This is a genomic window from Jiangella muralis (assembly GCF_001270745.1).
Classification (GTDB): Bacteria; Actinomycetota; Actinomycetes; order Jiangellales; family Jiangellaceae; genus Jiangella; species Jiangella muralis.
On record NZ_LFXL01000040.1, the window covers coordinates 13,939 to 27,181 of the forward strand.

Annotated in this window: 9 protein-coding genes; 2 read left to right on the forward strand and 7 right to left on the reverse strand. The window is 73.0% G+C overall.

The window, feature by feature from the left end:
* Window positions 1-131: 131 nt before the first annotated feature.
* The 7 genes from ACW62_RS27820 to ACW62_RS27845 all read right to left on the reverse strand — a co-directional run bounded on the left by ACW62_RS27820 (window position 132) and on the right by ACW62_RS27845 (window position 8,039).
* Window positions 132-1,283 carry a sugar ABC transporter permease gene (locus tag ACW62_RS27820; RefSeq protein ID WP_157575030.1) on the reverse strand — a complete coding sequence of 384 codons (1,152 nt, stop codon included), beginning with the start codon at window positions 1,281-1,283 and terminating at the stop codon, window positions 132-134.
* A complete protein-coding gene (locus ACW62_RS27825; RefSeq protein WP_053207386.1) occupies window positions 1,280-2,380 on the reverse strand; it encodes a sugar ABC transporter substrate-binding protein in 1,101 nt (366 codons plus the stop codon). The genes ACW62_RS27820 and ACW62_RS27825 overlap by 4 nt, the downstream gene beginning before the upstream one ends.
* On the reverse strand, window positions 2,380-3,075 hold the full coding sequence (locus tag ACW62_RS27830) for a response regulator transcription factor (protein ID WP_053207387.1): 696 nt from the start codon (window positions 3,073-3,075) through the stop codon (window positions 2,380-2,382). Before ACW62_RS27830 ends, ACW62_RS27825 begins: the two co-directional genes overlap by 1 nt.
* Window positions 3,068-5,455: an ATP-binding cassette domain-containing protein gene (locus tag ACW62_RS27835; RefSeq protein ID WP_053207388.1), complete on the reverse strand. Its 2,388-nt coding sequence runs from the start codon at window positions 5,453-5,455 to the stop codon at window positions 3,068-3,070. The genes ACW62_RS27830 and ACW62_RS27835 overlap by 8 nt, the downstream gene beginning before the upstream one ends.
* Window positions 5,456-5,506: 51 nt before the next feature.
* On the reverse strand, window positions 5,507-5,710 hold the full coding sequence (locus ACW62_RS34410) for a hypothetical protein (RefSeq protein WP_157575031.1): 204 nt from the start codon (window positions 5,708-5,710) through the stop codon (window positions 5,507-5,509).
* 114 nt (window positions 5,711-5,824) lie between these two features.
* Window positions 5,825-7,318, reverse strand: a complete 1,494-nt coding sequence (locus ACW62_RS27840; RefSeq protein WP_053207436.1) for an APC family permease — start codon at window positions 7,316-7,318, stop codon at window positions 5,825-5,827.
* Window positions 7,319-7,415: 97 nt separating this feature from the next.
* Window positions 7,416-8,039 (reverse strand): GOLPH3/VPS74 family protein, encoded by a 624-nt coding sequence (locus tag ACW62_RS27845; protein ID WP_053207389.1) that lies wholly within the window; start codon window positions 8,037-8,039, stop codon window positions 7,416-7,418.
* Window positions 8,040-8,343: 304 nt separating this feature from the next.
* On the opposite strand from ACW62_RS27845, the gene ACW62_RS27850 reads away from it, so the two are divergent.
* Together ACW62_RS27850 and ACW62_RS27855 are read left to right on the forward strand one after the other, a co-directional pair.
* Window positions 8,344-10,269, forward strand: a complete 1,926-nt coding sequence (locus ACW62_RS27850) for a primary-amine oxidase (protein ID WP_240477439.1) — start codon at window positions 8,344-8,346, stop codon at window positions 10,267-10,269.
* Between the two features lie 202 nt (window positions 10,270-10,471).
* The gene (locus ACW62_RS27855; protein ID WP_053207391.1) at window positions 10,472-13,123 is read left to right on the forward strand and encodes a M64 family metallopeptidase; all 2,652 of its coding nucleotides are present in this window, start codon (window positions 10,472-10,474) and stop codon (window positions 13,121-13,123) included.
* Window positions 13,124-13,243 lie beyond the last annotated feature (120 nt).

Here is a 13,243-nt window from a genome sequence, read left to right on the forward strand (position 1 = left end):
CTCGCGGAACGGGGTCACCGGTCCACGTCATGGCTCTGCGTCGCGTCCTGGTCTCCAGTTGCGCTTTTCGGCTGTTCCGGGGCCGGGAACGCGACTGGGAACCAGGACGCGACTGGGAACCAGGACGCGAACTAGCGGCCGGGCCGCGAATGCTCACGGAACGGGGTCACCTCGGCGCGGTGCGCCAGGGTGTCCAGTCCGACGGCGACGGCGAGGACGAGGCCGGTCGCGATCAGCCGGATCGGCGACGACGCGCCCATGAGGTCCAGCCCGTTGGCCAGCGACCCGACGACGAGCGCGCCCAGCAGCGCCGACCACACCGTCCCGCGGCCGCCGAACAGGCTGGTGCCGCCGATCGCCGCGGCCGCCACCGCGGTCAGCATGAGGTCGGTGCTGCCCGACGACTGGTTGACGGCGAGCAGCCGGGACGCCGCGAGGATGCCGCCGGTGACGGCCAGCACGGACGCCAGCATGAACACCGCCAGCCGGATGCGGTCCACGGCGATGCCCGCCCTCCGCGCCCCCGACGCGTTGCTCCCGGTCGCCATCGCGTGCCGGCCGAGCTTCGTGCGCCGGACCATGAGGTCGCCGCCGGCCAGCAGCAGGAGGAACACCACGACGGCGAGCGGCACGCCACGGTCGGCGTTGAACACGACGACCGCCACCGGTGCGCCGGCGCCCGCGACCACCCACGGCCAGACCCGTCGCGCCGGCCGGTCCCGTTCGCGGCGCAGCGACCCGACGATCGCCACGACCGAGCCCGCCGTCACCGCCGCGGCCAGCGCCCACCCGGCGGCCGGCGCGAGGAACGTCCCCGCGATGGCCACCAGTTGCGGGTCGTCGATGTTGACCGTCCCGGTGTCGCCGAGCACCAGCAGCAGCGCGCCCTGCCACGTCAGCAGCCCGGCCAGCGTCACCACGAACGACGGCACGCCGACCCGCGTCACCATGGCGGCGTGCGCCAGCCCGACCAGCGCGCCGGTCGCCAGCCCGGCGAGGATGGCGAGGACGGCCGGCCAGTCCTGCTTGACGCTGAGCACCGCGGTGACGGCCGCGCCGAAGCCGGACACCGCGCCGACGGAGAGGTCGATCTCGCCGATCAGCAGCACGAGCACGACGGCCACCGCGACGGCGCCGACGGCGACGATCTGCAGCATGAGGTTGGTGAGGTTCACCGCGGACAGGAATCGCGGGTTGCTCAGGCTCATCACCAGCCAGATGACGGCGAGCGCGGCCGGCGGCGCCCAGCGGCCGAGCCGGGCCGGCGACACCGAGCCGTTCACGGCGCGCCGTCCCCGGTCAGGCCGGCGGCGGCGCACTCGGCCGCCAGCCCTTCGCAGATCTCGTCCACCGTCCAGAACCCGTCGGCGACCACGGTGTCGGCGATGGTGTCGCGGGTGACGGCGACCGGCGTCAGCATGAGCGCCGGGACGCGGTCGTGCCCGTTGTCGACCCAGCTGGTGCGCAGTTCGTCCGGCGGCTCGCCGGTGCGGGCCAGTTCGACGGCGACGTCGGCGGCCGCCCGGGCCTGCGTGCGTACCGCCTTGTAGACGGTCATGTACTGCTCGCCGGTGAGGATGCGGCGCACGGCCGCCAGCTCGGCGTCCTGCCCGGTGACCGGCGGCAGCGGGTCGAGCCCGGCCGCCTTCATCGCGGCGATGGCGCCGCCGGCCATGCCGTCGTTGGCCGCGTAGACGCCGGCGACGCGGTCGCGGCCGAGCGTCGTCAGGGCCCGCTCCATCGCCTCCTGCGCCTGGTCGGGCGACCAGTCGGGCACGTCGACCTCGGTGCCGACGGCGACCCCGGCGGCGTCGAGGACGCTGTGCGCGCCGCGCCGGAACAGCGCTGAGTTGTCGTCGGTGGGTGAGCCGTTCAGCACCACCAGCTCGCCGTCGGTCGCGCGGACGGCGGCCAGCAGCACCTCGGCCTGCAACCGGCCGACCTGCTCGTTGTCGAACGTGACGTGGAAGTCGACTGGGGCGTCGAGCACCAGCCGGTCGTAGCTGACCACCGGGACGCCGGCCGCGTGTGCCTGGCGGACGATGACCGACGCCGACCGGGAGTCGACGGGGTCGAGGACCAGCACGTCGGCGCCGTTGGTGAGCGCCGCCTCGGCCTGCGCCTGCTGGTGCGCGGCATCCTGGTCGGCGTTGCTGACCAGCGTCTCGCACTCGGCGCAGATCTCGTGCACCCGGTCGACGAAGGCCGGGCGGTCGTGCGACTCGTACCGTGCGGTCTTGTTCTCCGGCAGCAGCAGCGCGATCTGCAGCTCGCCGTCGTCGCCGGCCCCGGACGTGCCGGCCGCGCCGCAGGCCGCGGCGCCCAGCGCCAGGGCGAGCACCGCGGGCAGGGCGGCGGCGAGCAGGCGTCGGCGGCCCATCAGCCGTCCGTCGTGAACCGGTAGCCGGCCCGCGGCTCGGTGACGATCAGCTCGGCGCCGCCGGGCCCCTCCAGCTTGGCCCGCAGCCGCCCGACGTACACGCGGGTGTATTCGGTCTGCGTCTCGTAACCCGGACCCCAGACCCGGCGCAGCAGCTCGGCGTGGGTCAGCAGCCGGCCGGGGTGCATCGCCAGCTCGCGCAGCAGCGCGTACTCGGTTCGGGTGAGGTGGACCCGCTTGCCGCCCTTCGTGACCAGCTGGGCGTCGAAGTCGATGCGGACGTCGCCGACCCGGACCTGCGGCGCCACCAGCCGCGGCTCGGCCGGGCGGGCCCGGCGCAGCATCGCGTTGACGCGGGCCAGCAGCTCCTCGATGCCGAACGGCTTGGTGAGGTAGTCGTCGGCGCCCAGGTTCAGCGCCCGCACCTTGTCGGTCTCGCCGCGCCGCGCCGACAGCACGATGATGCCGACGTCGGAGCGGTCGCGCACCGCCCAGCACAGGTCGAAGCCGTCGCGGCCGGGCAGCATGAGGTCGAGCAGGACGACGTCGGGCGCCGCCTGCTCGAGCAGCCGCAGCACGTCGGAGCCGTCCGTCGACACCACCACCCGGTAGCCGCGGGCGGTGAGGTTGGACCGCAGGACGTCGACGATGATGCGGTCGTCCTCGACGATGAGGACGCCGGGCGCGTCAGCCATCACTCTCCTCGCCCTCGGCCGGCTCGACCGGCAGCGTGACGCGGAAGCCGGACTCCGGCCCGGTGGCCAGCTCGACCCGCCCGCCGTGCGCCTCGGCGATGCCGCGGACGATGGCCAGCCCCAGGCCGGCGCCGGTGCTGCCCTCGCCGCGCACCCGCGGCTCGAAGATCCGCTCCGCGACGTCCGGCGCGATGCCCGGGCCGTCGTCGCTGACCAGCACCTCGACCGACGCGCCATCGTCGACGGCCGCGGCGACGACCCGGACGGCGCCGTCCGGGCCGCCGTGGCGGACCGCGTTCTCCAGCAGGTTGACGAACACCTGCTCCAGGCGGTCGTGGTCGGCCCAGATCGGCGGGAGGCCCGCCGCGACGCCGATCTTGACCCGGCCGGGGTGCGGCACGCAGCTGCGCGCCGCCTCGAGCACCAGCCGCACGTCCGTCCAGTCGGGACGCAGCCGGAGCAGCCCGGACTCGATGGCGGAGGAGTCGAGGAGGTCGCCGACCAGGCGCTCCATGCGGGCCGACTCGGTGGTGATGGCGGCGAGGAACCGCTCGATCGACTCGGGATCCCAGACGAGGTCGGGCTGCTGCAGCGTGGAGGCGTAGCCGTGGATCGCGGTCAGCGGCGTGCGCAGCTCGTGGCTGAGGTGCTGCAGCACCTCGCGCTGCAGCTGCTGCGACCGGCGGGCGGCGGCCGCCTCGCGGCGGGCCCGTTCGAGCATCTCCCGCTCCAGCGCCAGCGCGAGCGACCGGCGGGCGTCGTCGAGCAGCTCGACGGCGTCGCGGCCGGGCTCCGCGGGATCGTCCCAGCGGGCCAGCAGCAGCCCGGTGCCGCCGGGGATCGGCAGCCCCGCGAGCGCCAGGCCGTCGCCGATGCGCCGCGGCCGGTCGGTGCCGGCGGGCGCGGCCTCGGCCAGCTCTCGTAGCCCGGCGTCGGCTGAACCGTCGATGTCGATGTGCACCCAGCGCGGCTCGCCCCCGGTGAGCTCGGTGACGTCGGTGAGCAGCATGCCCGCCGCCCGGGCGCCGAGGCCGCGGCAGAGCGCGAGCAGCGCGGCGGACAGGCCGCCGTCGACGCGGTCGGGCCCGGCCAGCGTCTCGAGCATGGCCCGTAGCGACTCGAGGATCTCGTTGCGGCGGCTCACCTCCTCGATCAGCCGCTCGCGCTCGATGGCGCTGGCGGCATGGCCGGCGTACAGCGAGACCAGCTCGCGGCGGTCGGCGTCGAGGCGGCCGGCGGACGTGCTGAAGCCGGTGATGGTGCCGAGGACGCCGGCCGAGCCGACGATCGGAGCGGACCACGCGCTGCGCACGCCCGCCGCGGCGGCCCGCTCCAGGTACCCCGTCCAGGTCGTGTCGTCGCTGGCGTCGTCGACGACCACCAGCTGCCCGAGCGCCGCGGCCGTGCCGACCAGCCCGCCGGCCGAGCCGACCGGGACCAGCGCGGCGTCGTCGGCCAGCGCCGGCGGCAGCCCGATGGCGGCGGTGCGGCGCAGCAGCGGCCCGCGCGGCGCGTGGTCGAGCAGGTGCACGCAGAGCATGTCCTGGTCGAGAGCGGCGGCCGTGGCCGAGACGACGAGCGGCAGCGACGCGGCGGGGTCGGCGGCGGAGAGCTGCTCGACCAGGCTCTTGAGCCGGTTCAGCTGCCGCCGCGCCGCCGACTCGGTCTCGATGCCCGACATCAGCGCCGCGACGTCGTCGGAGTGCACCTCGGCCGGTGACACCCCGGCGACGATGCGGCCGTGGCGCAGCACGACGATGCGGTCGGCCAGCGCGAACACCTCGTCGAGGTCGTGGCTGACCAGCACGATCGCCCGGCCGTCGTCGCGCAGGTCGCTCAGCACGCGCATGATCTCGGCGCGCCGCAGCACGCTCAGCGAGGCGGTCGGCTCGTCCAGCACCAGCAGGTCGGCGCCGGTGGACAGCGCCCGGGCCAGCGCGACCTCCTGCCGCTGCCCGCGCGAGAGGGTATCGACCCGGGCCCGGACGTCGGTGAGCTGCGAGCCGAACCGCTCCAGCGCCCGCCGGGCGTCGGCGGCCATGCGGCCCTCGGACAGCAGCAGCCGGGAGTGCTCGCGGCCGAGGAAGACGTTCGCGACGACGTCGAGGTCGTCGCAGAGCCCGAGATCCTGCCAGACGACGGCGACCGGCGCCTTGGCGCCGTCGGCGGCCGCCACCGCCACCTGGCCCTCGTCGACGTCGGTGTCGCCGGCGATGCAGCGGACCAGTGTCGACTTGCCGGCGCCGTTCTCACCGACGACGGCGACGATCTCGCCGCCGCGCACGCTCAGCGTGACGCCGTCGAGCGCACGCAGCCGTCCGTAGCGCTTGGTGACGCCGCGCAGCTCGAGGATCGGCGCGGCGCTGCCGCGGTCGGTCATGCCCCCATCTTCGCTGACGACGGCTGCGCATGCCATCAGGCGGGCGGCGCCTCAGCCGTTGTCGTCCTCGTCGTCTTCGTCGTCCTCGGGTGGGACGCCCGGCGACTCCGAGCCGTACCCGGGTGCGGGCACCGGGTTGCCCGGCGACTCCGAACCGTGCTCCGGCGGTGGTACCGGATTGCCCGGCGATTCCGAGCCCTGTCCGGGTGTGGTCGTCGGATCGCCCGGCGACTCCGATCCTTCTCGGTGTGCCATGGGAGTCCCCCTTCTCGATCCCGCCGACTGACCGAGTACCCGGACGGCGCCGGCCGAAACACGCGACGTGCCCCGCCGCGCCGAGTGGGCGCGACGGGGCACGGGCGCTGCCGATCAGCGCAGCGACGGCTGACCCGGTTCGTCCTCCTCCTGGGCCGAGAGGTCGAGGACGGAGACGCCGGTGGCGGCGTTCGCGCCGCGGCCGATCGCCTCGTACACCTCCGGGCGGGTCGCCTTGAGGAACCGTGCCCAGAGGAGCCCGATGAGGGCCGCGACGAGGAACAGGCCGGGCAGGATCCACCGCTCCGGCGCGTCCGGCGCGGACCCGATGAGGATGTCGTAGTTCGCGATCGCCAGGATCACGACGATCGCCAGCAGGATCGTCGCCAGCACCGGCGCGACGACCCGCCGCCAGGGGTTCTCGCCGGACGGATGCCGGGCGAAGAAGGCGAGTACGGCCACCGAGGTGAGGGTCACCAGGGCCAGCACACCGAACCCGCCCGAGGTGCCGAGGTTGAAGAACAGCTGCACCAGCGGGTCGAGGTCGAACACCGCGTAGACCACGATGACGACCAGGCCGATGACGCTCTGCACGATCGACGCGGCCACCGGCGCGCCCGTCGACGCCGACGTGCGGCCGAGCCCGCTGGGCAGCACCCGCTCGCGGCCGAGCGCGAAGACGTACCGGGCGACGGTGTTGTGGAAGGAGATCATCGCGGCGAACACCGAGGTCACGAACAGCGTCTCGCCGATATCCACCCACGTGGCGCCGAGGAACTCGCCGGCTTGGACGAAGATCACGCCGTTCTGGAACTCCTGCGCGAACGGGACGATGTTGTCCGGCCCGGCGGCCACCGTCATCGCCCACGACGCCAGCACGTAGACCACGGCGACGACGGTGATCGAGATGTACGTGGCCAGCGCGATGGTGCGCTTCGGGTTGCGGGACTCCTCGGAGTACACGACCGACGCCTCGAAGCCGACGAAGCCGAGCACCGCCAGCACCAGGATCGCGCCGGCGCCGGACTCGAACAGGTTCCCGACCTGTAGCGCGTCGTACGTGACCTCGCCGTCGGCCGGGTTCCCGAGACTGGCCACCGCGTAGATGAGGATGATGGCCATCTCCGCGAGCAGCAGCACCGCGAGGATCGTGCCGTTGACGTCGATGCGCAGCACGCCGAGGATGCCGACGATCGCCCAGGCGATCAGCGCGACCACCCACCAGTCGACGGTGATGCCGAACCATTGGTCCAGCTGCGGCGCGGCGGCGACGCCGATGATGCCGTAGAGCCCGACCTGGAGCAGGTTGTACGCCAGCAGCGCCATGTACGCCGCGGAGACCCCGGCCGGTCGGCCCAGGCCGTGCGTGACGTAGGTGTAGAACGCGCCGGCGTTGGTGATGTGCCGCGACATCGCGACGTAGCCGACGCTGAACAGCGCCAGCAACGCCGCGATCGCGACGAACGCGATGGGCAGGCCGATGATGCCGGTGACCGCGAAACCGGTGGTCACGACGCCGGCGACGACGGTGAGCGGTGTCGCGGCGCTGAGGACGAAGAACACGACGGCGGGGACGCCGAGCCTGTTGCTGGCGAGCGTCCGCGACACGCGGTCGGCGCCCAGGCGGCTCGAATGGGACACGGGGGACTCTCCTTGATGGGTCTGCGGGATCTCCGTGGTGGGGGTCGGGTCGCCGGAGGTCGCGCTATCGGGGACTGAGGGTGGCGTCACCCACAGCTGCTTCGGTATGGGCCAGGACCTCGCGCATCGACATGGGCATCGATCCGACCGCGGCGGCGATGTGGCGCAACGTGACGGCGTCGCCGTCCCACCACACCCCCTTGGTGAAGCCGGTCACCGCGATCAGGCCGGCCAGCATGGCGTCGTGGAAGTCGAGTGGATCGCCGCGGTTGACCAGCCCGTACAGCCGGTCGCTGGGCCAGGCCGCGACCTTCGGGTCGACCGGCAGGTACCGGACCGAGCTCCCGAACAGCTTGCGGGACTTGATCGGTTCGATCTCGCCCTCGCGGGTCAGCCGGACCGCGACCCGCTCGAGCGCGCTCTGGGAGAGGAACGCCAGCCAGGTACGCAGCGACCGAGTCTGCTGGTCAGCCGTGAGCTGGCGGACGATCCGGTAGCCCAGGTCGTCGGCCGGCGGCTGGGCGCCAGTCAGTGACAGGGTTCCCGACGCGACGTGCAGGTTGTTGTTGAGGATCAGCTCACCGAGCAGCGCACCGGCCAGCCCGAGCCCTGCGGCCCGGGCGTTCAGCCGGAGCTTGCCGCTGCCGACATCGTGAACGATGTGGAAGAAATCATTGGCCAGCAGCACTCCGCCTGCACCTCCACCCCGGATGCGAGGACCGGGATGAGACGGGACGGCCGGGGCCATACGGGACAGGGACAGGCGCGCTCCCACCCTTGAAGCGCGCGTTTCGAACCGACAGCGGTGCTCGCGGTGCCGCGTTCCGATTCACGCCCGGTAGTTTGTCGGCCTTTGTCCGCTGAGACAAGAGGCAATTTCAGCGGTAATGCGCCGGACGCCCGTGACGCCTTACATAGTCGCTTTGCGACCGCTATGTCTTGACGACATCGGTGCCGGGCCGCGAGTCTATGGCGTTGTGACGGTCACGCCCGTGCGCACGCACCCGCTCCAGCGTCTGTCCGCGGACGAGATCCGCGCGGCTCGCGCCCTCCTCGACGACAACGGCCTGCTCACGCCGGCGACCAGGTTCGCGCTGCTCGGCCTGGAAGAACCGGACAAACTGACGGTGCTCGGCCACCGCGACGGCGACCAGGTCGACCGTCGCGTCCGCGCCGTGCTGCTCGACCTCGAGACCGGCGCCGCGCGCACCGTCATCGCGTCGCTCAGCCGCGGCGCCGTCGACTCCGTCGAGGTGATCGACCCGGTCACGGACGGCCAGCCGCCGATCCTGCTCGAGGAACTGATGACCGTCGACGAGATCGTCAAGGCCGACGCCGGCTGGCGCGCGGCCATGGAGCGCCGCGGCATCACCGACCTCGACCTCGTGCGCCCGTGCCCGCTGGCGGCCGGCAACTTCGGCATCCCCGCCGAGAGCGGCCGCCGGGTGCTGCACGTGCTCTCGTTCCTGCAGCACCGGCCCGACGATCACGCCTGGGCGCACCCCATCGACGGCGTCGTCGCCTACGTCGACCTGATCGAGAAGACGGTCATCGAGCTCATCGACGACGCCGTCCTGCCGATCCCGGACGAGGAGGCCAACCACGACGACCCGGCCTACACCGGCCCGCCGCGCACGACGTTGAAGCCGATCGAGATCACCCAGCCCGAGGGGCCGAGTTTCACCGTCGAGGACGACGTCGTCACGTGGGAGAACTGGAGCTTCCGGGTCGGCTTCGACCCGCGCGAGGGCCTGGTGCTGCACCAGCTCGGCTGGCGCGAGGGCGACCGCGTCCGGCCCGTCGTCTACCGCGCCTCCGTGGCGGAGATGGTGGTCCCGTACGCCGACCCCAGCCCGGTGCGGTTCTGGCAGAGCTACTTCGACGTCGGCGAGTACCTGCTCGGTGACCAGGTCAACTCGCTCGAGCTGGGCTGCGACTGCCTCGGCGAGATCCACTACTTCGACGCCGTCCTCGCCGACGGCGACGGCCGGCCGCGCGAGGTCCGCAACGCCGTCTGCCTGCACGAAGAGGACTACGGCGTGCTGTGGAAGCACACCGACATCTTCACCGAGTCGGCCGAGACGCGGCGGCAGCGGCGGCTGGTGATCTCGTTCTTCGTCACCGTCGGCAACTACGACTACGGCTTCTACTGGTACCTCTACCTCGACGGGACGATCCAGCTGGAGGTCAAGGCCACCGGCGTCGTGGCGACGTCGTCGTACCGGCCCGACAGCGCCTACGCCTCGGAGGTGGCTCCGGGTCTCGGCGCGCCGTACCACCAGCACCTCTACTGCGCCCGCCTCGACATGATGGTCGACGGCCTCGACAACTCCGTCGACGAGCTGGAGGTGCAGCAGCTGCCGATCGGCCCGGCCAACCCGAACGGCAACGCGTTCACCCGGCGCGGCACCCGGCTGCGCACCGAGGCGCAGGGTGCGCGGGCGGCCGACCCGCTGGCCGCGCGCACATGGCGGATCTCCAGCTCCGACTCCACCAACCGGCTCGGCCGGCCGGTGGCGTACGAGCTGCGCCCCGAGGGCCGGCCGATGCTGCTGGCCGACCCCGCGTCGGCGACTGCGAACCGGGCGGGGTTCGCGACGAGGTCGCTGTGGGTCACCCGCTACGACCCGGACGAGCGCTACCCCGCGGGCGATCTCATCAACCAGCACCCCGGCGGCGCCGGCCTCCCGGCGTACGCCGCGGCCGACCGCGCCATCGAGGACCAGGACATCGTGCTCTGGCACACCTTCGGCGCCGTGCACTTCCCGCGCCCGGAGGACTGGCCGGTCATGCCGGTGGAGTACAGCGGGTTCACGCTGCGGCCGGTCGGCTTCTTCGACCGCAACCCGACGCTGGACGTGCCGGTGACGCCGTCCCGCCACTGCGGCCACCACGGCGGCGAGCACCACCACGGGTGACACGGCGGGAGGCCATGTCGCCGACCAACGCCGACGCTGACCATCGGCTTCGACGTTGGACGGAGGGTCGGCGCTGAGCTTCCGTCATCTGTCGGGTGCCATGTCACCGTGCGCCCGGTACCGTCGCTGAGCACCATTCTCATCACGGACCGGACCGGCTCCGGCCCGCGATGAGGCACGCGCACGGTGAGACGGAGACCGTATGAAGAAGATCGTCGCCGCGCTCGCGCCGGCGGCACTGTCGGCAGGCCTCCTGACGGTGCCCATGGCGGGCGTCCCGTCGGCCAACGAGGCCCTGCCGCAGTGGCCGGAGGTGGGCAGCGCGCGGGTCGTCCCGCTCCAGGAGACGGGCTCGCCGAACGAGCGCCTCAACCTGATCGTCATCTGCGACGGCTACCAGGCCGACGAGCTGGAGCGATGCGAGCAGGACGTCGACCGCAACCAGGCCATCCAGTGGGGCGTGGAGCCGTTCCGCAGCTACCGCGACTACATCAACGTCTACCTGCTGCAGATCGTGTCGCCGGACTCCGGCGTGCGGCGCGACCCGGAGGAGGACGCGTCCAACGAGGTCAGGGACCGCAAGAACACGCCGATGCGGCTCTGGTACTCCGACGGGCTGACGAACCCGCTGGCCCGCGGCATCACGTACGGCGGTGCGCTGGACCCGGGCGGTTGCCCCGGCCACCCGTCGGGCAACGCGAACCCCACCTACCCGCTGGCGCCCGGCATCCTCGGCGACACCCGGTGCAGCGGCAACCAGCAGCGGGCGATGTACCTGAACTCGTACGTCGCGCCGGTGCTGGGGCTGGAACCGGGCGTGTTCCGGCCCTCCGGCGGCTCGAACTCCGGGCCGCAGAACGTGCAGACGCTGGCCATCTCGAACACCTTCACCTACGGCGGCATCGGCGGCCGTGACGCGACGGCGTCCGGTGGCAGCCCGCAGTCGCCGCTGATCTCGCTGCACGAGCTGGGCCACTCGCTGGGCACACTGGCCGACGAGTACCCGTACTCGGACCGGCCGACCCCCGGCCCGCCGCACGGGCCGAACGAGCCGAGCTCGTTCCACCACACCCGGCAGACGTCGGAGCAGCTGACCGCCAACCAGTCGAAGTGGTACCGCTGGCTGGGCGAGGAGAGCCTGTCCGGCGGCCCGATCCGCGCCGCCGACGAGGACGGCTACGAGAGCGGCACCTACAACGGCTCGAACGTGTGGCGGCCCAGCTCGCACTCGATGATGCGCTGGATCGGCTTCTACTTCGACCAGGTCGGCCTCGAGCACATGGTGGCCCGGATCACCGGCCAGCGCGACAAGGGCCGGCTGAGCCTGCTGCACACGCCGGCCGGCACCGTCGCCCGCGACGACGTGCTCTGGCTGCAGACCACCCACCCGCGCTTCCACGACCTGCAGGTGACGTGGCGCAGCGGCGGCCCGGACGGCCCGGTGCTGGCCACCGGCACCCGCAACCTCGACCTCGGTGAGCTGGGCCTCGCGCCCGGCACGACGGTGCACGTCGAGGTCCGCGACCCGGTCGGCCCGGACGGCATCGACTGGGTGCGCAACCCGTCGACGAACAACACCGCGACCGACTCCGGCTACAACGGCCCGCGGTTCGTGCAGACCCGCACCTGGACGGTGGGCGACACGACGGCCGCGGCGGACACCGTCGCGCCGGAGATCACCGGCTCGACGCCCACGACCCGCCCGGTCGCCGGCGACGAGGTCGTCTTCGTCGAGACCACCCGCCCGTCGGGCCGCGTCCTGGACGTCGCGTGGACGCTGAACGGCGCGGCGGTGGCCGCGACCGGTGACGGCCGGGCGCTCGACCTCGGCGCGCTGGAGCTCCCCGCCGGCACGCACGAACTGACGGCGACGGTGACCGACCCGGCCGCGCCGGGCGGCTCCGACACCGCCACCTGGACCGTCGACAACGCCCTGCCGACGGCGCCGCGCACGCTGTCCGAGCCGCTCACCACGATGACGTCGGACGACGGCCACGGCATCTACTTCGACGGCTGGGACATGTGGCTGGAGCCGCAGGACGACCGCGCCGGCTACGAGGGCGAGCCGTACGTCGTCGGCGAACTGCGGCTCAACGGCGACGGCTGGTTCAACTACTTCGGGTTCCCGGAGCAGCCGATGCCGGAGTCGCCGTTCGAGTTCCGCCACTCCGGCCAGGTCGTCAAGGCGCTGACCTACGGCAACCTGGGCACCGGCGGGCTGTCGAAGGCCGCGTTCGAGCAGAACTACGGCCCGGACGACCCGAACGGCCCGTTCGTGCCCGGCTACGGCACGCACACCGTCGAGCACCGGGCCGTCGACCCGGCCGGCAACATCGGCGCGGCGGAGTCGTACACCGCGACGGTGCTGCCCGGCGCCGAGCTGGAGTGCACCCAGACCATCAAGGGCCCGCGGGCCGGCTCGCTGCTGGTCACCAGCGGTGTGACCTGCCTCGACGGAGCGACGGTGGCCGGCACGGTGACCGTCCGCTCCGGCGCCTCGCTGGTCGTGCGGAACAGCACCGTCAGCGGCAGCCTGCTTGCCGACGGCGCCACCGAGGTCCAGCTGCTCGGCTCGACGCTGGCCGGCCAGGTCCGCGTCACCGGCACCGTGAACGGCGTCACCGCTGCCGGGTCGACGTTCCGTGGCTCGGTCGCGCTGGCGGGCAACGGGCGGGTTCCGGGCAACGCCTCGGAGCAGCGGTTCACGCAGTACGGCGAGGTGTACGGGCCGATCCTGGCGGGCAACTCGTTCGCCGGCCGGCTCAGCTGCTCCGGCAGCAGCGCGCCCGTGCGCGACTTCGGCGCGGCGAACGAGCTGCGCGGCGTCGCTTCAGGGGAGTGCTCGGCGCTCTGACCGACGCCCAGGCGGGGCCGCCGGCCGGCGGCCCCGCCTCACCCTAGTTCCGCTTGGTCTCCGAAACTCCGACACGTGAGCCGAGTTTGTGCAGGGGTAGCGTGCCTAGTGCCCGCTCCA